This is a genomic window from Streptomyces sp. P9-2 (assembly GCF_051903975.1).
In the GTDB taxonomy this organism is placed as follows: domain Bacteria; phylum Actinomycetota; class Actinomycetes; order Streptomycetales; family Streptomycetaceae; genus Streptomyces; species Streptomyces cellulosae.
The window spans coordinates 3,311,601-3,334,729 of sequence record NZ_CP192633.1 but is presented as its reverse complement, the minus strand read 5'-3'; the positions used below and the strand labels follow the sequence as shown (position 1 = coordinate 3,334,729).

Sequence of the window (23,129 nt, the reverse complement as noted above, 5' to 3'; positions counted from 1 at the left end):
GCTGCCCCGCCCGGTCTCAGGCCTCCTGGACGCGCAGCGCGCGGGCCAGGTCGTCGAGCCGGTCGGTGAACTGGCGGCGCAGCGCCGGCACGGGGTCGGCCTTGCGCAGCGTCTTCTCGCCGAGCTTCAGCGTCTCGGGCTCCACGGCGTGGGCGGGGAACGCCCAGCGTCCCGCGGCCGTGGCGATGGCGGGGCCGCGGCGCGCGGCGACGGCCACGGCGTCCTTGAAGTAGCGCGCCACGTACGGGCGGACCAGCTCGGCCTGCTCGGGCTGCCAGAAGCCGCGGGCGGTGGCGGTGAACAGGTAGTTGGACAGGTCGTCGGAGCCGAACATGGCGTCCCAGGCGCGGGCCTTGGCGTCCGGGTCGGGCAGGGCGGCCCGGCAGCGGGCGGCGCCCTCCTGGCCGGTGGCGCTGGGGTCGCGGCGCAGTTCCTCGGCGACGTCGGTCTCGTCGACGGCGCCGAGCACGGCGAGCCGGCCCAGGATCCGCCAGCGCAGCTCCGGGTCCAGCTCGGGGCCGCCGGGGACGGTGCCCTCGGCGAGCCAGGCGGCGATGGTCTCGGGGCGGGAGGCCGCGTCGATGCAGTGGCGCACCGCGACCAGGCGCAGGCCCGGGTGGTCGCCGTCCTCGGTGCGGCGGATGAGGTCGCGGCACAGGTCGGTGAGGGTGGCGAGCGCGGCGGGCCGCCGGTCCGGGGCGAGGTAGTGGTCGGCGACCTCCCCGGAGGCGAACGCGAGGACGCCCTGGACGAGGGCGACGTCGGTCTCCTCGGGCAGATGGGCGGCGGCGGTGGCCAGGTAGGCGGAGGGGGCCAGGTCTCCGTCGCGGACCATGTCTCGCAAGCTGTTCCAGACGACGGCCCGGGTGAGCGCGTCGGGGATGCCCGACAGGCCGCGCAGTGCGGTCTCCAGCGAGGTCTCGTCGAGACGGATCTTGGCGTACGTCAGGTCCAGGTCGTTGGGGACGACCAGGGCGGGGCGGGTGCCGGGGCGCGGCTCGGGGGCGGCGGTCCGCGGCACGTCGGTCTCGTAGCGTTCGCGCAGGGTGAGGGTGCGTCCGTCGCTGAGGTCGCGGTCGTAGACCCCGACGGTCACCCGGTGCGGGCGGCCGCCCTCGCGGTCCAGGGTGAGGGTCCACCGGCCGGGCACCGCGTCGACGGAGGCGGTGAGCGTGTCGACGCCGCTGGTGCGCAGCCAGGCGTCGGCCCAGGCGTGCACGTCCCGCTCGGTGGCGGAGGCGAGGGAGTCGATGAACTGGGCGAGGCCCGCGTTGCCGAAGCGGTACCGCTCGAAGTGGGTGTTGATGCCGGCGAGGAAGTCCTTCTCGCCTAGCCAGGCGACGAGCTGGCGCAGGGCGGAGGCGCCCTTGGCGTAGGAGATGCCGTCGAAGTTGAGCAGGGCGGAGGCGGTGTCCTCGACGTGCTCCGGGGCGACGGGGTGGGTGGAGGGCCGCTGGTCGGCGTCGTAGCCCCAGGTCTTGCGGGAGACGCCGAAGTCGGTCCAGGTGCCCTCGCCGCGCCAGCGGGGCGGCTGCCCGCCGGGGCTGGCGGGGGTGACCTCGTTGAGGGTCTGGTAGCCCATGTACTCGGCGAAGGACTCGTTCAGCCAGATGTCGTCCCACCAGCGCAGGGTGACGAGGTCGCCGAACCACATGTGGGCCATCTCGTGGGCGATCACCATGGCGCGCCGCTGCCGCTCGGTGTCGGTGACGGCGGAGCGGTAGACGAACTCGTCGCGGAAGGTGACAAGGCCGGGGTTCTCCATGGCGCCCGCGTTGAACTCGGGCACGAAGGCCTGGTCGTAGGAGTCGAAGGGGTACGGCTCCTCGAACTTCTCGTGGTAGCGGTCGAAGCAGGCGCGGGTGATCTCGAGCAGCTCCTCGGCGTCCGCCTCCAGGTGGGGCGCGAGGGAGCGGCGGCAGTGCAGGCCGAACGGCAGGCCGCGGTGCTCGGTGCGCACAGAGTGCCAGGGCCCGGCGGCGACGGCGACGAGGTAGGTGGAGACGGGCGGAGTGGGCGCGGCCTTCCACACGCCGCCGCCGGTGTGCTCGGTGACACCGTTGGCGAGGACCGTCCAGTCCTCGGGGGCGGTGACGGTGAGTTCGAAGACGGCCTTGAGGTCGGGCTGGTCGAAGGCGGCGAAGACGCGCCGCACGTCGTCCAGGAAGAGCTGGGTGTAGACGTAGGTCTCGCCGTCGCTGGGGTCGGTGAAGCGGTGCATGCCCTCGCCGGTGCGGGAGTAGCGCATGCGCGCGTCGACCAGCAGCTCGTGCTCGCCGGCGGCGAGGTTCTTCAGCGGGAACCGGCCGCCGCCGAGGAGGGCTGGGTCGAGGGTCCGGCCGTCGAGCGTGACGGAGCGCAGTTCGGCGGGGTCGATCTCGACGAAGGTGTCCGCGTCCGCGCGGGCGCCGAACCTGATGAGGGTGCGGGAGTCGAACGTCTCGTCCCCGGCGGTCAGATCGAGGGCGATCGTGTAGCGGTGGACGTCGATGAGCTGTGCTCGGTTCTGCGCTTCGTCGCGCGTCAGTACGGACATGAACGCCATGCTGCCTGATGGCGTCGGCGCGGCACAGAGGAGGATGGGGTACGCGGCCTATGTCCGGTCCCCGCCGAGTTCCGCGGTGTGCGCCCCCGGGGGCTGCGCGGGGGGCACGTGCGCGTGCGGCGGGGGCGGCGCGGGGCGTGCGACGGGGGCGCCGGCCGCGTCGAGCCGGGCGCGCAGGGAACGCAGCTCGGCCTCCAGGGCGAGCCGGCGCTGGTGGGTGTCGTAGAGGTGGCGCACCTTGGTGCGCAGCGCCCAGGGGTCGACGGGGGTGGTGACGAGGTCGGCCACGCCGAGGCGGTAGGCGGCGGCGCCGAGCCGGTGGTCGCGGGCGAAGCCGGTGAGCAGGACGACGGGTATGTGCCGGGTCTGCTCCAGGCGGCGCATCCAGCGCACGACGTCGAGGCCGCCGGTGCCGGGCATGTGGGCGTCGAGCAGGAGCACGCCGACGTTGCCGCGCAGCAGCTGCTTGAGCGCCTCGTCGCCGCTGGTGGCCCGGCCCAGCGGCTGTCCGAGCGGGGCCAGGGCGCTCTCCAGGGCGTACAGCGTGTCCTCGTGGTCGTCGACGAGGAGGATGCGGGCGGTGGGCGGCATGGGGCACGTCCTTCCCCGCCAGGGCCGGACGCGGGTCCGGGTGCTGACGGACGGTGTGCGTGAGCCGACTAGGCGTGCACAGCGAGCATGCACCGTGCGGGCCGCCCTGTCACTCCCCGCCGCGTCCCGGACGCCTCACCGGCCCGCTCAAGCCGTGCCGTTCGCCGCGTCGTCCGCGATGCTCTCGTGGTGGCGGATCACCTCGGCGATGATGAACGTCAGGAACTTCTCCGCGAAGGCCGGGTCGAGCTTGGCGTCCTCGGCGAGGGCGCGCAGCCGGGCGATCTGACGGGCCTCGCGCCCCGGGTCGGCGGGCGGCAGCCGGTGCTCGGCCTTGAGCCGGCCGACCTGCTGGGTGCACTTGAAGCGCTCGGCGAGCATGTGGACGACGGCCGCGTCGATGTTGTCGATGCTGTCGCGCAGACGGGTCAGTTCCTCGAGGACCGCGGGGTCGGCGTCGGGGGTGGCGGCGTTGCTGGTGGTCATGGCGGCTCAGCCTACGGCGGGGCGGGCCCGCGGCGGCGGCTCGGCTCGTACAGTGGACGGTGTCCAGGCGCGGCGGGGGTGCGACGTGGCGAACGGCGGACCGGTGGAGCACGGTTACCCGCATCTGCGGACGGTGCGGGAGTCGCTCACGGCGCTGTACCGGCGCCTGTCGTACGACACGGTGCGCACCTTCTCGGCGAGCGTCGCGCCGGCCGACGTGGCGTTCGCGGACGCGGACGACCTGCATCTGGGGGCGCAGCGGGTGGCCCGCGAGATGGTGGCGCACTACCGGCTGCCGGACGCGCGGCTGATCGTCGGGTTCCGGGAGATGACCCATGCGGCGAACGTCGAACTGACCGCGGGGCCCGAGTACTTCGTCGAGCTGAACGACCGGTTCCGGGACCACCGCCGGGACATCGGGGCGGCGCTGGCGCACGAGGTGGCGCACGTGTACCTGCACCGGCTGGGGCTGTCGTTCCCGTCGACGCGGGAGAACGAGATCCTCACGGACACCGCGGCGGCCTATCTCGGGGCGGGGTGGCTGCTGCTGGACGCGTTCCGGGAGGACAGGGCGTCGTCGCAGAAGCTCGGGTACCTCACGCCGGAGGAGTTCGGGTACGTGCTGGCGAAGCGGGCGCTGCTGTTCGGCGAGGACCCGTCGGTGTGGTTCACCAGTCCGCAGGCGTACACGGCGTACCGGGAGGGGCTGGCGCTGGCGCGGCGGGACGCGGAGCAGCCGCCGCTGCGCGCGGCGGGCTGGACCGGGCGGCTCCGGTACGCGCGGGACCGCAGGCACGCGCAGGGGCACGCTGAGGCGCCGGAGGCGGGGCGGGAGACGGCGTACCGGTTCTCGGCGGACGGGCACGGCCCGCTGCGGGTGTCGTTCCCCTGTCCCACCTGCCATCAGCGCATCCGGGTGCCGGTGGCGGGGAGGGTGCGGGCGCGGTGCGGTCTGTGCCGGTCCGTGCTGGAGTGCGACACGTAGGGCCCCCGGCGGTTCGACCCGGTGCCGGCCCTCGGGTGCCCGGCACCCGTGCCCCACGCTCAACCACCGCCACAAGAGCGGCATTTCACCCCGCCGTTCGCTCACTTCTCAGGTGTTCGCTATTTTGTTCGCCGCTGTCGTAGTGTGCGCCGCCGTCCCCCGCCGGCCGTTTTCGTCCCGACTCGCCGAGGAGCCGGCCTGTGGAACCCGAGTCCGCCGTCACCACCTGCTACCGCCATCCGCGGGTGGAGTGCCATGTGCGCTGCGTCCGCTGCGAGCGGTACATCTGCCCCGACTGCATGCGCGAGGCCGCCGTGGGCCACCAGTGCCCCGACTGTGTGCGGGAGGGCGCCCGGTCGGTGCGGCAGGCGCGCACCCTGGTGGGCGGCCGGGTCTCCGTCGTCCCCGTGGTCACGTACGCGCTGATCGCGCTCAACGTGCTGGCGTACCTGGCGGAGGTGGTCCGGCCGGAGGTCGTGGACCGGTTCGCGATGGTGGGCGCGGGGCTGCTCGGCCCGGACGGCGGCCACTACGTGTGGACGCAGCCGTACCCGGCGGACTTCACCCCCGAGGGGGTCGTGGGCGGCGAGTGGTACCGGCTGCTGACCGGCGCGTTCCTGCATCTGCCGCCGACGGAGGGGACGTTCGGCCTCCTCCACGTGGTGATGAACATGGCGGTGCTGTGGAACCTGGGCCGGGCGGTCGAGCCGATGCTCGGCCGGGTCCACTACCTCGCCCTGTACCTCCTGTCGGCGCTGGGCGGTTCGGTGCTGGTGCTGCTGATCGCGCCCTCGGACCCCACGGTCGGCGCCTCCGGCGCGCTGTTCGGGGTCGGGGCCGCCTACTACGTCGTGGCCCGGCGGGTCGGCGCCGACATGCGCGGGGTGAACCGCTTCATGACCGGGCTGCTGCTGTGGCTGGTGGTCTCCGCGGTGTTCACCTCGTGGCAGGGCCACCTGGGCGGGCTGCTGACCGGCGGGCTGGTGGCGCTCGCGTTCGCCTGGGCGCCGCGCGACGGACGCCGCGTGCTGGTGCAGGCCGGCGCGTGCGCCGTGCTGGTGGTGCTGCTCGCCGTCCTGGCGGCGGTCAAGGTGTCGGACCTGACAGGTGGAGGGATCCCCCAGTGAAACGTGCCGGTGTGCTCTTCCTCGCGGGCCTTCCCGTGGTCGCCACGGCGGTGTACTTCGTCCTGCCGTCGACAGCCGCCGACGCCCCCGCCGGCCCCACCTCGGTCGGCGCGCAGTCCTCCCGCGACGACGCCAAGGACCGGGCCGAGCAGGACCACGAACAGCAGCGGGACGAGGACGACAAGACCGTCGCCTCCCTGCCGCCCGGTCTCGCCGCCCCCGCCAAGAGGGAGCTGGCGCACCGGCTGGTGGCGAGCGCCGAGCACTCCACCACCGACTGGCGCTCCACCTACGGGAGCATCGAGGACCGCGACGACGACTGCGGCTACACCGCGGGCATCATCGGCTTCTGCACCGGCACCCACGATCTGCTCACCCTCGTCGAGCACTACACGAGGAGCAGCCCCGGCAACGGCCTCGCGCGCTACCTGCCCGCCCTGCGGAAGGTCGACGGCACCGGCTCGCACGAGGGACTCGACCCGGGCTTCACCGAGGCGTGGAAGGCGGAGTCGGAGCTGCCGGAGTTCCGCGCCGCGCAGGAGAAGGAACGCGACCGCGTCTACTTCGAGCCCGCGGTCCGCCTCGCCAAGCTGGACGGCCTGGGCACCCTGGGCCAGTTCGTGTACTACGACGCGATGGTCTTCCACGGCACCGGCACCGACGAGAACGGCTTCTACGCCCTGCGCGAGCGCGCCCTGGAGAAGGCGAAGACGCCCGCCGCGGGCGGCTCGGAGACGGCGTACCTGGACGCCTTCCTCGACGCCCGCCGCGAGACCATGCTCACCCGCTACCCGGACCGCGACACCTCCCGCGTCGACACCGCGCAGCGCCGGTTCCTCCAGGCCGGGAACCTGGACCTGGACACCCCGCTCACCTGGGAGATGTACGGGGACTCCTACACCCTGTCCTGAACATGTTGCGGCGCCTGCCCAGTCGGTCCGGTCGGGGACTGGCGGGCAGGCGCCGCGGTGTTCCGCACGCCTTTGTGCGGGACGTTCTCAGGGGTGTCAGACCGCCAGGGCGCGGTCCGTCGGGCGGATCGGGGCGGGCAGGGCGCTCGCCCCGGTCAGGTACCGGTCGCAGCCGCGGGCGGCCGAGCGGCCCTCGGCGATCGCCCACACGATGAGCGACTGGCCGCGGCCGGCGTCACCGGCGACGAACACGCCGGGCACGTTGGTCTGGAAGTCGGCGTCGCGGGCGATGTTGCCGCGCGCGTCCAGCTCCAGGCCGAACTGCTCGACCAGGCCGTTCTCCCGGTCGGTGCCGGTGAAGCCCATGGCGAGGGTGACCAGCTGCGCGGGGATCTTGCGCTCGGTGCCCGGCTTCTGCGTCAGCTTGCCGTCGACGAACTCCACCTCGGTCATGTGCAGCCACTGGACGTTGCCGTCCTCGTCGCCCTCGAAGTGGGTGGTGGAGACGGAGTAGATCCGCTCGCCGCCCTCCTCGTGCGCGCTGGTGACCTTGTACAGCATGGGGAACGTCGGCCACGGCTGGGCGACCGGGTCCCGCTCCTCGTTCGGGCGGGGCATGATCTCCAGCTGCGTCACCGAGGCCGCGCCCTGGCGGTGGGCGGTGCCCACGCAGTCCGCGCCGGTGTCGCCGCCGCCGATCACGACGACGTGCTTGCCCTCGGCGGTGATCGGCGGGGAGACGAAGTCGCCCTCCTGCACCTTGTTCGCCAGCGGCAGGTACTCCATGGCCTGGTGGATGCCCTTGAGCTCGCGGCCGGGCACCGGCAGGTCGCGCGGGGTGGTGGCGCCGACGGCGAGGACCACGGCGTCGTACCGCTTGCGCAGCGCGGTGGCGGGCATGTCGCGGCCGATCTCGATGCCGGTGCGGAACTTGGTGCCCTCCGCGCGCATCTGCTCGATCCGGCGGTTGATGTGCCGCTTCTCCATCTTGAACTCGGGGATGCCGTACCGGAGGAGCCCTCCGATGCGGTCCGCGCGCTCGTAGACGGCGACGGTGTGGCCGGCCCGGGTCAGCTGCTGGGCCGCGGCCAGACCCGCGGGGCCGGAGCCGACCACCGCGACGGTCTTGCCGGACAGGCGCTCGGGGATCTGCGGCGCGACGTCACCGGTCTCCCACGCCTTGTCGATGATCGAGACCTCGACGTTCTTGATGGTGACCGGCGGCTGGTTGATGCCGAGCACGCACGCCGACTCGCACGGGGCGGGGCACAGCCGCCCGGTGAACTCGGGGAAGTTGTTCGTGGCGTGCAGCCGGTCGCTCGCCGCGCCCCAGTCCTCGCGGTAGGCGTAGTCGTTCCACTCCGGGATGAGGTTCCCGAGCGGACAGCCGTTGTGACAGAACGGGATGCCGCAGTCCATGCAGCGGCTGGCCTGCTTGCTGATGATCGGCAGCAGGGAGCCGGGGACGTAGACCTCGTTCCAGTCCTTCTTGCGCTCCTCGACCGGACGGGACGTGGCGACCTCGCGGCCGTGGTTCAGAAAGCCCTTCGGGTCAGCCATTGATCGCCGCCTCCATCATCTTCTCGGTGATCTCGGTCTCGGACAGACCGGCTCGCTCGGCGGCGTCCTTGGCGGCGAGCACTGCCTTGTACGTGCTGGGGATGATCTTGCTGAAGCGCTGCACGCTGGTGTCCCAGTCGGCGAGCAGCTTCTCGGCGACGGTGGAGCCCGTCTCCTCCTGGTGCCGGCGGACCACGTCGTGCAGCCACTGCTTGTCGGCGTCGTCCAGCGTCTCGACGGCGGAGAGGTTGCCGGCGTTGACGTTGTCCCGGTCCAGGTCGATGACGTACGCGATGCCGCCGGACATGCCGGCCGCGAAGTTGCGCCCGGTCTCGCCGAGGACGACCGCGTGACCGCCGGTCATGTACTCGCAGCCGTGGTCGCCCACGCCCTCGGAGACGACCAGCGCGCCGGAGTTGCGGACGCAGAACCGCTCGCCGACCTTGCCGCGCAGGAACATCTCGCCGCCGGTGGCGCCGTAGGCGAGGGTGTTGCCCGCGATGACGCTGTACTCGGCGAGGTGGTCGGCGCCGCGGTCCGGGCGGACGACGATGCGGCCGCCGGACAGGCCCTTGCCGACGTAGTCGTTGGCGTCGCCCTCCAGGCGCAGCGTGACGCCGCGCGGGACGAAGGCGCCGAACGACTGGCCGGCGGAGCCGGTGAAGGTGATGTCGATGGTGTCGTCGGGCAGGCCCGCGCCGCCGAACTTCTTCGTCACCTCGTGGCCGAGCATGGTGCCGACCGTGCGGTTGATGTTGCGGATGGCGACCTGGGCGCGCACCGGCTGGGCGTCCTCGGCGCCGGAGGCGGACAGCGCGTCGGCGGCGAGCTTGATCAGCTCGTTGTCGAGCGCCTTCTCCAGGCCGTGGTCCTGGCCGACCACCTGGTGGCGGGCGGCGCCCTCGGGCAGCTCGGGCACGTGGAACAGCGGCTCGAGCTCCAGGCCCTGCGCCTTCCAGTGGTTGACCGCGCGGGTCACGTCCAGCACCTCGGCGTGGCCGACGGCCTCGTCGATGGAGCGGAAGCCCAGCTCGGCGAGGAGCTCGCGGACCTCCTCGGCGATGAACCGGAAGAAGTTCACGACGTACTCGGCCTTGCCGGAGAACCGGTCGCGCAGCACCGGGTTCTGGGTGGCGATGCCGACCGGGCAGGTGTCCAGGTGGCAGACGCGCATCATGACGCAGCCGGAGACGACGAGCGGCGCGGTGGCGAAGCCGAACTCCTCGGCGCCGAGCAGCGCGGCGATCACCACGTCACGGCCGGTCTTCAGCTGGCCGTCGGTCTGCACGACGATGCGGTCGCGCAGGCCGTTGAGCAGCAGGGTCTGCTGGGTCTCGGCGAGGCCGAGCTCCCAGGGGCCGCCGGCGTGCTTCAGCGACGTCAGCGGGGAGGCGCCGGTGCCGCCGTCGTGGCCGGAGATCAGCACGACGTCCGCGTGGGCCTTGGAGACGCCCGCGGCGACGGTGCCGACGCCGACCTCGGAGACCAGCTTGACGTGAATGCGCGCCTGGGGGTTGGCGTTCTTCAGGTCGTGGATCAGCTGGGCGAGGTCCTCGATGGAGTAGATGTCGTGGTGCGGCGGCGGGGAGATGAGCCCCACGCCCGGCGTCGAGTGCCGGGTCTTCGCGACCCACGGGTAGACCTTGTGGCCAGGCAGCTGGCCGCCCTCGCCGGGCTTGGCGCCCTGGGCCATCTTGATCTGGATGTCGTCGGAGTTGACCAGGTACTCGGAGGTCACACCGAAGCGGCCGGAGGCGACCTGCTTGATGGACGACCGGCGGGCCGGGTCGTACAGGCGCTCCGGGTCCTCGCCGCCCTCACCGGTGTTGGACTTGCCGCCCAGCTGGTTCATGGCGATGGCGAGGGTCTCGTGCGCCTCCTGCGAGATGGAGCCGTACGACATGGCGCCGGTGGAGAACCGCTTGACGATCTCGGAGACCGGCTCGACCTCCTCGACCGGGATGGGCTTCCGGTCCGACTTGAAGCCGAACAGGCCGCGCAGCGTCATCAGCCGCTCGGACTGCTCGTTCACCCGCTCCGTGTACTTCTTGAAGATGTCGTAGCGGCCCGAGCGCGTGGAGTGCTGCAGGCGGAAGACCGTCTCCGGGTCGAACAGGTGCGGCTCGCCCTCGCGGCGCCACTGGTACTCGCCGCCGATGTCCAGCGCACGGTGCGCCGGGGCGATGCCGGAGGCGGGGTACGCCTTGGCGTGGCGGGCGGCGACCTCCTTGGCGATCACGTCGATGCCGACGCCGCCGATCTTGCTGGTGGTGCCGTTGAAGTACTTCTCGACGAAGGACTCCTCGAGACCGACGGCCTCGAAGACCTGGGCGCCGCGGTAGGAGGCGACGGTGGAGATGCCCATCTTGGACATCACCTTCAGCACGCCCTTGCCGAGGGCGTAGATCAGGTTGCGGATGGCCTTCTCGGGCTCGACGCCCGGCAGGAAGGTGCCGGCGCGGACCAGGTCCTCGACGGACTCCATGGCCAGGTAAGGGTTGACCGCGGCGGCGCCGTAGCCGATGAGCAGGGCGACGTGGTGGACCTCGCGGACGTCGCCGGCCTCGACCAGCAGGCCCACCTGGGTGCGCTGCTTGGTGCGGATGAGGTGGTGGTGGACGGCCGCGGTGAGCAGCAGCGACGGGATCGGCGCGTGCTCGGCGTCGGAGTGCCGGTCGGACAGGACGATGAGCCGGGCGCCGTTCTCGATGGCGGCGTCGGCCTCGGCGCAGATGTCCTCGATGCGGGCGGCGAGGGCCTCGCCGCCGCCGGCCACGCGGTACAGGCCGGAGAGGGTCGCGGCCTTGAAGCCGGGCATGTCGCCGTCGGCGTTGATGTGGATGAGCTTGGCCAGCTCGTCGTTGTCGATCACCGGGAAGGGCAGGGTGACGCTGCGACACGCGGCGGCCGTCGGCTCCAGCAGGTTGCCCTGCGGGCCGAGCGAGGAGCGCAGGGAGGTGACCAGCTCCTCGCGGATCGCGTCCAGCGGCGGGTTGGTGACCTGCGCGAAGAGCTGGGTGAAGTAGTCGAAGAGCAGCCGGGGGCGCTCGCTGAGCGCGGCGATCGGCGAGTCGGTGCCCATCGAGCCGATGGGCTCGGCACCGGTCTTGGCCATCGGCGCGAGGAGGACGCGCAGCTCCTCCTCGGTGTAGCCGAAGGTCTGCTGACGGCGGGTGACCGAGGCGTGCGTGTGCACGATGTGCTCGCGCTCGGGCAGGTCGGACAGCTCGATCACGCCGGCCTCGAGCCACTCCTCGTAGGGGTGCTCGGCGGCGAGCTGCGACTTGATCTCGTCGTCCTCGATGATGCGGTGCTCGGCGGTGTCCACGAGGAACATGCGGCCGGGCTGCAGACGGCCCTTGCGGACCACCTTCGCCGGGTCGATGTCGAGGACGCCGACCTCGGAGCCGAGGACGACCAGGCCGTCGTCGGTCACCCAGTAGCGGCCGGGGCGCAGGCCGTTGCGGTCCAGCACGGCGCCGACCTGGGTGCCGTCGGTGAAGGTGACGCAGGCCGGGCCGTCCCAGGGCTCCATCATCGTGGAGTGGTACTGGTAGAAGGCGCGGCGGGCCGGGTCCATGGACTCGTGGTTCTCCCACGCCTCCGGGATCATCATCAGCACCGAGTGCGGCAGGCTGCGGCCGCCGAGGTGCAGCAGCTCCAGCACCTCGTCGAAGGACGCGGAGTCGGAGGCGTCGGGCGTGCAGACCGGGAAGATCCGCTCGAGGTCCTTCTCCGTGCCGAACAGGTCGGACATCAGCTGGGACTCGCGGGCGCGCATCCAGTTGCGGTTGCCCTTGACGGTGTTGATCTCACCGTTGTGCGCGACGAAGCGGTACGGGTGCGCGAGCGGCCACGACGGGAAGGTGTTCGTGGAGAACCGGGAGTGGACCAGCGCGATCGCGGAGCCGAAGCGGCGGTCGGAGAGGTCCGGGAAGAAGGGCTCGAGCTGGCCGGTGGTCAGCATGCCCTTGTAGACGATGGTCCGCGCGGACAGCGACGGGAAGTAGACGCCCACCTCGCGCTCGGCGCGCTTGCGCACCACGAAGGCCTTGCGGTCCAGTTCGATGCCCGTGCTGACCCCGTCGGTGACGAAGAGCTGACGGAAGACCGGCATGGTCGAGCGGGCGGTGGCGCCCAGCAGCTGGGGCGCGACCGGCACCTCGCGCCAGCCGAGGACGGTGAGCTCCTCGGCGGCGGCGATCTCCTCGATCCGGGCGACGGCCTCGTCGGCGCCCTCCTCCGGGAGGAAGGCGATACCGACGGCGTAGCCGCCGGCCGCGGGCAGCTCGAATCCGGCCACCTCGCGGAAGAAGGCGTCCGGGATCTGGGAGAGGATGCCCGCGCCGTCGCCGGAGTCCGGCTCGGAGCCGGTGGCGCCGCGGTGCTCGAGGTTCCGCAGGACGGTGAGGGCCTGCTCGACCAGGGTGTGGGACGCCTCGCCGGTGAGGGTGGCGACGAAGCCGACGCCGCAGGCGTCGTGCTCGTTGCGGGGGTCGTACATACCCTGCGCAGCAGGGCGAGCATCCATGAACGACCAGCTCGGGCGCTCGTTCGAGGAATGCTGGGACGGCTGGCGCGGCGTACGCATCGGCTCTCCCGTCGTCGTCAATTGGCATTGGTGCAAGTGCCGAGGGACGACGTTGGCCCTCTGCGTGGCTAAATTTCGTGCAGGTTACATGATGGAACGGCTCTCGGGTACCGGGATAATGCGTTCCAGCATGCGGACATCGTCCGGGTCGCGGCGGGGTTCCGCGCCCGTCGACGGAAGCTGTGGGGAGCCGGTCCGGACAGATCGGTGTCCGTCGGCCCGATGGCGGGAAGAGGCCTCTTCGCCTCTTCCGCTGGGCACGCCGTCGGCCTCATTGCCTGCAGCGCGTACGGCTCATGCCCACTGGTCACACATTCGAAACCAGCAAGTAATGATTGTTTATGCGACGCACCGCATAGACGCAAGAGGTCATCCTACGGCGGTACCGAAGAGCGATCCCAGGGCGTACGTCACACCGGCCGCCGCGCCGCCGAGGGCGAGCTGCCGCAGGCCGCTGAACCACCAGGAGCGCGCGGTGACCTTCGCGACCACGGCTCCGCACAGGAAGAGCCCGAGCAGCGCGACCAGCACGGCCGGCCACAGGCTGCTCGCGCCGAGCAGGTACGGCAGAACCGGCAGCAGCGCGCCCAGCGCGAAGGACCCGAAGCTGGAGACCGCGGCGACGGTCGGCGAGGGCAGGTCTCCGGGGTCGATGCCCAGTTCCTCGCGGGCGTGTATCTCCAGGGCCTGCTCGGGGTCGCGGGAGAGCTGCCGGGCGACCTCGCGGGCCAGGCCGGGCTCGACGCCGCGCGACTCGTAGAGCGCGGCCAGCTCGGCCTCCTCGTCCTTGGGGTGCTTGCGCAGCTCCCGGCGCTCGACGTCCAGTTCGGCCTCGACCAGCTCGCGCTGGGAGGCCACGGACGTGTACTCGCCGGCCGCCATGGAGAAGGCGCCGGCGGCCAGTCCCGCGAGACCGCTGAGGACGATCGTCTGCTGGCCGACGGCCCCGCCGGCGACGCCGGTCATCAGGGCGAGGTTGGAGACCAGTCCGTCCATGGCGCCGAACACCGCGGGGCGCAGCCAGCCGCCGTTGACGTCGCGGTGGGTGTGGTTGTCGCGGTGCGCCTCGTGGAGCGTCGCCTCGGTCTCGATGATGGCCATGCCGGGTCCCCCTGGACTCTGCCGGGCGCCCTCTCTTCCGGACGCCCACACGTATGCACTTTGGACTCATTCCAATTTTCGACGCAACCCAGTCTACGCCTCGGCGGAACCCCCCGCCAGCAAGGAAAGGCTGCGCTAACCAGCGCTTTTGCCGTCCGCCCCGGTCCGCTCGGACGCTCCGCGCATCTCGTCCGGGTGACGCTCCGGCACGGGAGGCTGCGGCGGACACGGCACCGGGGACAGTTCCGCAAAGGGCCGGCGCCCCACGGGGCGCGCCTGAGAGGAGAGCCGCGTATGGCATCGACCGCCCGCATCCCCTCGGCGCCCGCGCCCGGGGACGCCCTCGGGCTCCGGGAACGGGCCCGCGGCGCGCTGCTCGGCCTGGCCGTCGGCGACGCGCTGGGCGCCCCCGCCGAGAACATGAAGCCTTCCGAGATCCGCGCGAAGTGGGGCCGCATCACCGGCTATGTGAGCGACCCCCCGGCCGGCACGGACGACACCGAGTACGCGATCTTCTCGGGCCTGCTGGCCGCCCGGCACGGCTCCGGACTCACCCCCGCGCACGTCGAGGCGGCCTGGCACGAGTGGATCGCGGACCGGGCCGAGGGTCCCTTCCGCGGCGCCGGCTTCAGCGAGCGGGGCACGCTGGAGAACCTGCGCCGGGGCCTGGCCGCGCCCATCTCCGCCCAGCACCGGCACGCCTGGAGCGACGGCCTCGCGATGCGGGCGGCGCCGTACGGCGTGTACGCGGCCGGGCTGCCCGACGAGGCGGCCCGGCTCGCGGCGGTCGACGGCTCGGTCAGCCACGACGGGGAGGGCATCTACGGCGGGCGGGCGGTCGCGGCGGGCGTCGCGGCGGCCATGGCCGGGGCGCCGGTGGTCACGGTCGTGGCCTCGGCGCTGGCGGTGGTGCCGGAGGACTCCTGGACCGCCCGCTCGCTGCGCCGCGCGGTGACCGCCGCCCACCGCGGCGAACGGGCCGTCCGCGCCGCGGTGGTGATCGGCGGCTACCCCTGGACCGACCTCGCCCCGGAAGCGGTGGCCCTTGCCTTCGGCGCCTACGCGGCGGCCGACGGCGACTTCGAACAGGCGGTGCTGACCGCCGTGAACATGGGCCGCGACGCCGACACCACGGCGGCCGTGGCCGGTGCGCTGGCCGGAGCGACCCAGGGCGTCGCCGCGGTCCCCGGGCACTGGGCCGCGGCCATCACCCCGGCCCGCGGCAGCTGTCTGCCCGCCATGGCCGGCCACCACGTCCTCGACATCGCGGACCTGCTGACCCCGGAGACCCCCACATGACCTCCACCACCCCCGCCCCGACCACCGACGACACCCTCGCCCCCACGGCCGGGCAGGACGACACGGCCCCCGCGCCGCGCCCGCCCGCCGCGCCCGCGCCCGCCCCCCGACCGCCCCGCGCGGCCGTCGAGGGGCTGCTCCTCGGACTCGCCGCCGGGGACGCCGCCGGCTGGCCCGCCGCCCGGCACCGCGCCGCCCGTATGCCCGAGTGGACCCGCCGCCTCACCCGCGAGCTGGACACCTTCGCCGAGCAGAACGCCACCACCACGCTGCCCGTCCCCATCGCCCTGAACCAGCCGCCCGAGCCGCTCCGTCTCGGCCCCTCCGACGACGCCGAGTGGGCCGCGTTCGCCGCCGAGGCGGTACTGCGCGCGGGCGACGACACCGTGCTCGGCGACCTCAGCCGGGAGCGCCGCACCCGCGCCGCCATCGACCTCACCTGGAACGCGGTCGCGGCCGAGGTCGCCGCCGCCACCGAACGGGCCCCCGAGACCGAGTCCGCCGTGCTGCCGCTGCGCGCCCGCATCTCCGTGCGCGCCGGACTCGGCAACCTCGCCACCGGGCTGCGCCCGCCCGCCTCCGGCCACGACAACCCGCACTACTTCGACGACGCGGCCTGCGTCCGGGCCTGCGTGCTGGCCGTGGCCCACCCGGGCGACCCGCGGGCCGCCGCCGACCTCGCCGAGTTCGACGCCCGCTACACCCAGGACGGCGACGGCGTGCACGGGGCCCGCGCCATGGCCGCCGCCGTGTCCCTCGCGCTCTCCGGGGCCGGCCCGGACGCCTGCGCGGCCGCCGCCTGCGCCGAACTCCCCGAGGACACCGAGATCGGCCGCAACGCCCGGCACGCCCTGGCGCTCGCGGCGGACGCCGACAGCGCCTTCGCCCTGGTGCCGCCGCTGGAGCACCAGATCGTCGACCACGTCTACAGCTACGGCGTGGCCGCCGCCGAGACCGTCCCCGTCGCCCTCGCCCTGACCACCGCCGCCCGCGGCCGGATCGCGGAAGCGGTCCCGGCGGCGGCCTGTCTGTCCCGGGTCGCGGACTCCGCCCCGGCGCTGGCCGGCGCCCTCACCGGGGCGCTGGGCGGGAGCGCCGCGATCCCCGCGTCCTGGCGGGAGAGCTGCCGCACCCTGTCCGGCTGCGTGCTCCCCCGGCTCACCGGGACGGACCTGGTGGAACTCGCCGGGCTGCTGGAAGCCGCCCAACCGACCGCACCCGGAGGATGATCCCGGCATGACGTACGAAGACACCCAGAACACCCCTTCCCTGGACGAGCGGATCACCGGCGCGCTCGTCGGGGCGGCCGTCGGCGACGCCCTCGGCGGCCCGGTGGAGGGCTACTCCCCCGAGCAGATCGCCGAGCGCCACGGCGGCCGCGTCCACGGCGTCGTCGGCCCGTGGCACGGCGACGACTGGCGCACCGCCCGGCCGATCGCGCCGTACCACAAGGGCGACGGGCACGTCACCGACGACACCCTCATGACCCACGCGCTGGTCCGGGTGTACGCGAAGGTCCGCGACCACCTGGACGCCTACGCGGTCGCCGACCACCTGGTCCCGGACCTGATGACCGGCCCGCGCTGGATCCCGGAGCTGGAGGCGGAGACGATCCCGCTGCACCGGATCTTCCTCGCCGAGAAGTGGCTGGTGGCGCGGCTGCACTACGGGCACGTCGACCCGCGCGAGGCGGGCGTGGGCAACATCGTCAACTGCGGCGCCGCGATGTACATGGCCCCGGTCGGCCTGGTCAACGCCGCCCACCCGGCCGCCGCGTACGCCGAGGCCCTGGACGTGGCGGGCGCCCACCAGTCGTCGTACGGCAGGGAGGCGGCCGGGGTGTTCGCGGCGGCCGTGGCGGCGGCCTGCGCGCCGGACGCGACCCCGGACTCGGTCGTCGCCGCGTGTCTGTCGCTGGCCAAGGACGGCACGCGGGAGGCGGTCGAGAAGGTCTGCGAGGAGGCGTCGAACCACACCGACGTCGAGTCGGCGCTGCGTCCGCTGCGCGAGGCGGTCGCCCCGTACGACACCGTCGGCCCCGACTACCGCTCCCCCTCGCTGGGCGCCCGGCGTCCGTCCCGGCTGCACGCGATCGAGGAACTGCCGGTCGCGCTGGGCATGGTGGTGGCGGCCCGCGGCGACTTCCGGCATGCCGTGCTGGGCGCGGTGAACTACGGCCGCGACTGCGACTCCATCGCCACGATGGCCGGGGCGGTGACCGGCGCGCTCGGCTCCCCCGTGCCCGAGGAGTGGGCCAAGACGGTGGCGGAGGCCAGCCGTCTCGACCTGTGGGAGCCGGCCGCCGCGCTCACCGCGGTGGCCCGTGAGGTCTTCGCCCGGGACGTGGAGCGCCGCCGCGCCCACGAGCGGGCGTTCGCACGGCTCGGAGGCGCCGGATGCTCCGACTGACCTGGGTCCAGCCCGAGGACCTCGTCGGCCATGAGCTGCGCCAGGCCGCGCTGGACGGCCGGGAGGCGTCCGCGGTCGCCGCCCGCTGGCACGCGGCGGGCGGACCCCCGTCCCCGCTCACCGCCGGCGCCTCCCCGCGCCCGGTCTCCCGCTACCTGCGGCTGCTGGCCTGCGACCTGCTGGACGAGCTGGCCGAACTGCCCGGCACGCTCGCCGACGACGAGCCCTCCGACCTCGCCGCCATCCAGGCGCTGTGCCCCGAGTGGCCCCTCTCCCCCGGCGCCCCGGCCGCCTGGGACGGGCCCGTGTTCGAGGCGCGGCTGGAGGCGGCCTGGCTGGGCCGGGCGGCCGGCTGTCTGCTGGGCAAGCCGGTCGAGAAGCTGCCCCTCCACGCCATCCGCGCCCTGGCCCGCGCCGCCGGAAACTGGCCGCTGAGCGGCTTCTTCACGGCCCGGGGCGTCCCCGCGGAACTGCTGGCCGAGCACCCCTGGAACCGGCGCTCCGCCGCCACCTCCCTCGCCGAGAACATCGACGGCATGCCCGAGGACGACGACCTCAACTACCCGCTGCTCGCCCTGCTGGTGCTGCGCCGCCACGGCCGCCGCTTCACCACCGCCGACGTGGCCCGGGTCTGGCTCGACGAACTGCCCGCGGGCCGCACCTTCACCGCCGAGCGCATCGCCTACCGCAATCTCCTCTGCGGGCTCGAACCGCCGCTGACCGCCCGCCACCGCAACCCGTTCCGCGAGTGGATCGGCGCCCTGATCCGCGCCGACGTCCACGGCTGGACCAACCCCGGCGACCCGGGCGCCGCGGCCGAGCAGGCGTACCGGGACGCCGCCCTCACCCACACCGCGAACGGCGTCTACGCGGCCATGTTCACCGCCGCCGTCATCGCCGTCGCGGCGGGCGGCGAGCGGGACGTGCACACCTGTCTGCGCACCGGGCTCACCGTCGTCCCGCCCCGCTCCCGGCTCGCCCGGGCCGTGCGGGACGCCGTGGGGCTGGCCCGCGAGCACCGCGACTTCGACACCGTCGTCGACCTGCTGCACGAGCGGCACGGCGCGACCCACCACTGGGTGCACGCCGTCCCCAACACCGCCCTGCTCGCCGCCGCCCTCACCCACGCCGACGGGGACTTCACCGCCTCGGTCTGCCGCGCGGTGTCCGGCGGCTGGGACACCGACTCGACCGGCGCCACCGCCGGCAGCGTCGCCGGGCTGCTCGCCGGCTCGCCCCGCGCGCTCCCCGAACGCTGGACGGCCCCGCTGAAGAACCGTTTGGCCACCTCCGTCGGCGACTTCGACGGCACCGGCTTCGACTCCCTGGCCCGTCTCACCCATCTGGAGGCGTCCCGCCCATGACTCCCCCCGAACCGGCCCCCGCGGCTCCTGCCGCGCCGCCGGCCGCTCCCCCGCTGGCCGGCCTGCGCGTGCTGGACCTCGCCACCCTCTTCGCCGGCCCCCTCGCGGCCACCCTGCTCGGCGACTTCGGCGCCGACGTCGTCAAGGTCGAACACCCGAGGAGGCCCGACCCCTCGCGCGGCCACGGACCGTCCAAGGACGGCGTCGGCCTGTGGTGGAAGGTGCTCGGCCGCAACAAGCGCACCGTCACCCTGGACCTGTCCACGCCGGGCGGCCGGGACATCCTGCTGCGCCTGGTGCGCACCGCCGACGTGGTCGTGGAGAACTTCCGCCCCGGCACCCTGGAGAAGTGGGACCTGGGCTGGCCCGAGCTGTCCGCGGCCAACCCCCGGCTGGTGCTGGCGCGGGTCACCGGTTTCGGCCAGTTCGGCCCGTACGCGCACCGGCCGGGCTTCGGCACCCTCGCCGAGGCGATGAGCGGCTTCGCCGCGCTCACCGGCGAACCGGACGCGGCGCCGACCCTGCCGCCCTTCGGCCTCGCCGACTCCGTCGCGGGCCTCACCACCGCGTACGCGATCATGACGGCGCTCGCGGCCCGCGACCGCACGGGCGAGGGGCAGGTGGTCGACACGGCGCTGATCGAGCCGATCCTCGCCGCCCTCGGACCCCACCCCACCTGGTACGACCAGCTCGGCCACGTCCAGCCGCGCACCGGCAACCGGTCGCAGAACAACGCCCCGCGCGGCACCTACCTCACCGCCGACGGCACCTGGGTCGCCGTCTCCACCTCCGCCCAGTCGATCGCCGAGCGGGTGATGGTCCTGGTGGGCCGCCCGGACCTGATCGACGCGCCCTGGTTCGCGACCGGCGAGGGCCGGGCCCGGCACGCGGACGTGCTGGACGAGGCCGTCGGCGGCTGGATCGCCCGGCACAGCCGCGCCGACGTGCTGGCCGCGTTCGAGAAGGCGGAGGCCGCCGTCGCCCCGGTGCAGGACGTCCGGGACGTCATGGCGGACCCCCAGTACCAGGCCCTGGACACCATCACCACCGTGGACGACCCGGAGCTGGGCCCGCTGCGCATGCAGAACGTGCTGTTCCGGCTCTCCGCCACCCCGGGCTCGGTCCGCTGGGCGGGCCGACCGCACGGCGCGGACACCGAGGAGGTGCTGACCGAGCTGGGCCTCACCCCGGCCGACCTGGCGGAGCTGCGGGCGGAGGGCGCCGTATGAAGAGTGTCCCGCTGACCTGGCTGTACGCCCCCGGCGACCGCCCGGACGTGGTGGCGAAGGCCCTCACGGCCGGGGCGGACGTGGTGGTGGTCGACCTGGAGGACGCGGTCGCGCCGGACCGCAAGGCGTACGCCCGCGCGGCCACCGCCGAGCTGCTGCGCGACCCGCAGCCGGTGCCGGTGCACGTCCGCGTCAACGCCCTCACCGGGCCCTGGGGACCGGCCGACGTGGCGGCGCTGGCCCCCGCGCCGGGCCTGTCGGGGCTGCGCCTGCCGAAGGTGTCCTCCCCGTCCGACGTGGTGCGGGTCGCCCGCCGGGCCGTCTCCGCGCGCGGCGGTTCCCCGCCCCTGTACGCACTGCTGGAGACCGCGCTGGGCGTCGAGCACGCCCACGCCGTGGCCACCGCGCACCCGGCGCTGCGCGGGATCGCGCTCGGCGAGGCGGACCTGCGGGCCGATCTGGGGGTGCGTGAGGACGCCGGCCTCGACTGGTGCCGGGCACGGGTGGTGGTCGCGGCGCGCGCGGCGGGGCTGGCGCCGCCCACCCAGTCGGTGCACCCGGACATCCGCGACCTGGAGGGCCTGGAGGCGTCCTGCGTGCACGGGCGCGCGCTGGGTTTCCTGGGCAGGGCGGCGATCCATCCGCGTCAGCTGCCGGTCATCGAGCGGGCGTATCTGCCCACGGAGCGGGAGATCGAGCAGGCGGAGACGGTCCTCAAGGCGGCGGCCGCCACACAGGGCGCGCAGGCGCTGCCGGACGGCACGTTCGTGGACGCGGCGGTGGTGACGGCGGCGCACCGGACGCTGGCGCTGGCGCACAAGCGGTGAGCGGGCCGGACGCGCGGAGGGCGCCCGGGGTGTCCCCGGGCGCCCTCGGCATGCGTACGGCGGGCGGTCAGGCCTTCTTGGCCGACCCGGCCCCGTCCCTGGACTCCTCCGGCTCCTCGGCGGCCTCCGGCTCGGCGGACGCCTCGGGCTTCCCGGACTTGTCGAGCTTCCCGGGCTTGTCGAGCTTCCCCGGGTTCCCGGAGTCGTCGGTGTCCGTGGCGTCGTCCGTCGCCGCGTCCTCGGCGGAGGCCTCCTCGGCAGAGGCGTCCTTCTCGGTCGCGTCGCCGTCGGTCGTCTTTCCGTCGGCCGTCTTCGCGTCGGCCGCCGGGCCCTCGCCGTCGCCGGCGCCCGGCTCGACCACGGCCTCCCTGCCCGGACGCTTCCGCGCGGACAGCACGATGTAGAGCACCGCCAGCAGGAAGACCAGGACCGCCGTCCAGTTGTTCAGCCGCAGGCCGAGGATGTGGTGGGCCTCGTCGACCCGCATGTACTCGATCCAGAAGCGGCCCGCGCAGTACCCGGCGACGTACAGCGCGAAGGCGCGGCCGTGGCCCAGGTTGAAGCGCCGGTCGGCCCAGATCACCAGCAGCGCCACGCCGATGCACCACAGCGACTCGTACAGGAAGGTCGGGTGGTAGGTGCCCGGCATCCGGCCGTCGGCGGAGGAGGTGATCTCCACGGCCCACGGCAGGTCGGTCTCCCGTCCGTAGAGCTCCTGGTTGAACCAGTTGCCCCAGCGGCCGATGGCCTGGGCGATCGCGATGCCGGGGGCGATGGCGTCGGCGTACGCGGGCAGCGGGATACCGCGGCGGCGGCAGCCGATCCACGCACCGAGCGCGCCCAGGGCGATGGCGCCCCAGATGCCGAGGCCGCCCTCCCAGATCTTGAAGGCGTCCACCCAGTCACGGCCCTCGCTGAAGTACAGCTGGTAGTCCGTGATCACGTGGTAGAGCCGGCCGCCGACCAGGCCGAACGGCACGGCCCAGACAGCGATGTCCGCCACCGTGCCGGCCCGCCCGCCCCGGGCGATCCAGCGCTTGTTGCCGAGCCAGACGGCAACGAAGACGCCGATGATGATGCAGAACGCGTAGCCGCGCAGCGGAACGGGGCCGAGGTACAGCACCCCGCTCGACGGGCTGGGAATGTAGGCAAGTTCCATGGCAGGACCGACGCTACCGTGCCGGACCGCCCGCGCGGCAGGCAGCCCGGCTACGGCTCCATAACAGGCCCCGGGGAGGCGACCCCCTAGGACTTGTCGGCCTTCTCGACCATCTCCTTGAACTTCTCGGGGGTCATGGAGCGGTCCTGGTAGATGTTCTGCCCCTCGAACAGCACCGTCGGGGTGCCGCTGAAGCCGCCCTTCTGGAAGGCCTCGTTGGACTTGACCACCCAGCTGTCGTGCGTGCCGTCCTCGACACACGTGCGGAACTCGGGGGTGTCGAGGCCGTCGACCTTGCTGGCCAGGTCGAACAGCTTGTCGTCGCTCGAGAAGGCGTCGTCGCTCTCCATCGGCTGGTTCTCGAACAGCACGTCGTGGTACGCGGTGAACTTCCCCGCGTCCTGGGCGCACGCGGCGGCGTTGGCCGCGCTCAGCGAGCCGCTGCCGCCGAGGCCGCCGTCGATCAGCGTGACCAGGTGGTACTCGACCTTGAGCTTGCCGGCCTCGGTCAGCTCGTTCAGCGTCGAGCGGTAGGTCTCCTCGAAGGACTTGCAGGCGGGGCAGCGGAAGTCCTCCCACACCGTGAGGGTGGCCTTGGCGTCCTCCTTGCCGACCGGGATGGCCAGGCCGTCCTTGCCCTGGGCCCCCGAGGGCGCCACGACCGGGCCGGACGCCTTGCTCTCGTCGTCACCGCCGGAGTTGGCCGCGACGACGCCGATCACCGCCGCGAGTCCCAGGACACAGACCACGCTCGCGCCCACGATCAGGGTGCGGCGCCGCCTCTCCGCCGTCTTCTGCTTCTCGCGCTCTGCCGCCAGCCGCTCGCGGGCGGTGCGCTTTCCCTCACGGTTCTTGTCGCTCACACCCCGCAGAACGAACCGGGGAGGCGCCCAGCGCCTCCCCGGTCCCAGGTCCACCCGTACGAGGGACCCCGACGGCCCGCCG

General features: G+C 73.5%; 17 protein-coding genes. 9 read left to right on the top strand and 8 right to left on the bottom strand.

Annotated features, from left to right (window positions below; all coding sequences use genetic code 11):
• Window positions 1-16 precede the first annotated feature (16 nt).
• The 3 genes from pepN to ACQY0Z_RS15245 all read right to left on the bottom strand — a co-directional run bounded on the left by pepN (window position 17) and on the right by ACQY0Z_RS15245 (window position 3,622).
• Window positions 17-2,545 (bottom strand): aminopeptidase N, encoded by a 2,529-nt coding sequence (pepN, locus tag ACQY0Z_RS15255; RefSeq protein ID WP_381726468.1) that lies wholly within the window; start codon window positions 2,543-2,545, stop codon window positions 17-19.
• 48 nt (window positions 2,546-2,593) lie between these two features.
• Window positions 2,594-3,136 (bottom strand): response regulator, encoded by a 543-nt coding sequence (locus tag ACQY0Z_RS15250; protein ID WP_254587203.1) that lies wholly within the window; start codon window positions 3,134-3,136, stop codon window positions 2,594-2,596.
• A 147-nt stretch (window positions 3,137-3,283) separates the two neighbouring features.
• Window positions 3,284-3,622 carry a chorismate mutase gene (locus ACQY0Z_RS15245; RefSeq protein ID WP_189896918.1) on the bottom strand — a complete coding sequence of 113 codons (339 nt, stop codon included), beginning with the start codon at window positions 3,620-3,622 and terminating at the stop codon, window positions 3,284-3,286.
• Window positions 3,623-3,707: 85 nt separating this feature from the next.
• Between ACQY0Z_RS15245 and ACQY0Z_RS15240 the strand changes: the two genes are divergently transcribed.
• The 3 genes from ACQY0Z_RS15240 (at window position 3,708) to ACQY0Z_RS15230 (ending at window position 6,645) form a co-directional block, all read left to right on the top strand.
• Window positions 3,708-4,607 (top strand): hypothetical protein, encoded by a 900-nt coding sequence (locus ACQY0Z_RS15240; RefSeq protein WP_347226095.1) that lies wholly within the window; start codon window positions 3,708-3,710, stop codon window positions 4,605-4,607.
• A 200-nt stretch (window positions 4,608-4,807) separates the two neighbouring features.
• Window positions 4,808-5,734 carry a rhomboid family intramembrane serine protease gene (locus tag ACQY0Z_RS15235; RefSeq protein ID WP_189896914.1) on the top strand — a complete coding sequence of 309 codons (927 nt, stop codon included), beginning with the start codon at window positions 4,808-4,810 and terminating at the stop codon, window positions 5,732-5,734.
• The gene (locus ACQY0Z_RS15230; protein ID WP_439812408.1) at window positions 5,731-6,645 is read left to right on the top strand and encodes a chitosanase; all 915 of its coding nucleotides are present in this window, start codon (window positions 5,731-5,733) and stop codon (window positions 6,643-6,645) included. Before ACQY0Z_RS15235 ends, ACQY0Z_RS15230 begins: the two co-directional genes overlap by 4 nt.
• Before the next feature lie 96 nt (window positions 6,646-6,741).
• Here ACQY0Z_RS15230 and ACQY0Z_RS15225 read toward each other — a convergent pair whose 3' ends face one another.
• From ACQY0Z_RS15225 to ACQY0Z_RS15215, 3 genes are all read right to left on the bottom strand, one after another.
• On the bottom strand, window positions 6,742-8,205 hold the full coding sequence (locus tag ACQY0Z_RS15225) for a glutamate synthase subunit beta (RefSeq protein WP_439812407.1): 1,464 nt from the start codon (window positions 8,203-8,205) through the stop codon (window positions 6,742-6,744).
• Window positions 8,198-12,796: a glutamate synthase large subunit gene (gene gltB / locus ACQY0Z_RS15220; protein ID WP_439812406.1), complete on the bottom strand. Its 4,599-nt coding sequence runs from the start codon at window positions 12,794-12,796 to the stop codon at window positions 8,198-8,200. Before gltB ends, ACQY0Z_RS15225 begins: the two co-directional genes overlap by 8 nt.
• A gap of 369 nt (window positions 12,797-13,165) precedes the next feature.
• Complete coding sequence (locus tag ACQY0Z_RS15215) at window positions 13,166-13,897, bottom strand: VIT1/CCC1 transporter family protein (RefSeq protein ID WP_189896907.1); 732 nt, start codon at window positions 13,895-13,897, stop codon at window positions 13,166-13,168.
• A 294-nt stretch (window positions 13,898-14,191) separates the two neighbouring features.
• Here ACQY0Z_RS15215 and ACQY0Z_RS15210 point away from each other — a divergent pair, with 294 nt between their 5' ends.
• From ACQY0Z_RS15210 to ACQY0Z_RS15185, 6 genes are read left to right on the top strand one after another with little or no spacing between them, the layout of a single operon-like run.
• Window positions 14,192-15,196, top strand: coding sequence for an ADP-ribosylglycohydrolase family protein (locus ACQY0Z_RS15210; protein WP_189896905.1), 1,005 nt, complete (start codon window positions 14,192-14,194; stop codon window positions 15,194-15,196).
• On the top strand, window positions 15,193-16,425 hold the full coding sequence (locus ACQY0Z_RS15205) for an ADP-ribosylglycohydrolase family protein (protein ID WP_439812405.1): 1,233 nt from the start codon (window positions 15,193-15,195) through the stop codon (window positions 16,423-16,425). Before ACQY0Z_RS15210 ends, ACQY0Z_RS15205 begins: the two co-directional genes overlap by 4 nt.
• Before the next feature lie 7 nt (window positions 16,426-16,432).
• Complete coding sequence (locus tag ACQY0Z_RS15200) at window positions 16,433-17,605, top strand: ADP-ribosylglycohydrolase family protein (RefSeq protein WP_254586619.1); 1,173 nt, start codon at window positions 16,433-16,435, stop codon at window positions 17,603-17,605.
• Window positions 17,593-18,969, top strand: coding sequence for an ADP-ribosylglycohydrolase family protein (locus tag ACQY0Z_RS15195; RefSeq protein ID WP_189896900.1), 1,377 nt, complete (start codon window positions 17,593-17,595; stop codon window positions 18,967-18,969). Before ACQY0Z_RS15200 ends, ACQY0Z_RS15195 begins: the two co-directional genes overlap by 13 nt.
• Window positions 18,966-20,198, top strand: coding sequence for a CaiB/BaiF CoA transferase family protein (locus ACQY0Z_RS15190; RefSeq protein WP_189896898.1), 1,233 nt, complete (start codon window positions 18,966-18,968; stop codon window positions 20,196-20,198). The genes ACQY0Z_RS15195 and ACQY0Z_RS15190 overlap by 4 nt, the downstream gene beginning before the upstream one ends.
• Window positions 20,195-21,025, top strand: coding sequence for an HpcH/HpaI aldolase/citrate lyase family protein (locus tag ACQY0Z_RS15185; RefSeq protein WP_254586620.1), 831 nt, complete (start codon window positions 20,195-20,197; stop codon window positions 21,023-21,025). Before ACQY0Z_RS15190 ends, ACQY0Z_RS15185 begins: the two co-directional genes overlap by 4 nt.
• A gap of 67 nt (window positions 21,026-21,092) precedes the next feature.
• Here the strand turns inward: ACQY0Z_RS15185 and lgt are convergent, their stop codons facing one another.
• Both lgt and ACQY0Z_RS15175 read right to left on the bottom strand, forming a co-directional pair.
• Complete coding sequence (gene lgt / locus ACQY0Z_RS15180) at window positions 21,093-22,184, bottom strand: prolipoprotein diacylglyceryl transferase (protein ID WP_347225666.1); 1,092 nt, start codon at window positions 22,182-22,184, stop codon at window positions 21,093-21,095.
• An 86-nt stretch (window positions 22,185-22,270) separates the two neighbouring features.
• Window positions 22,271-23,047, bottom strand: a complete 777-nt coding sequence (locus ACQY0Z_RS15175) for a thioredoxin domain-containing protein (protein ID WP_189896893.1) — start codon at window positions 23,045-23,047, stop codon at window positions 22,271-22,273.
• Between the last annotated feature and the right edge of the window lie 82 nt (window positions 23,048-23,129).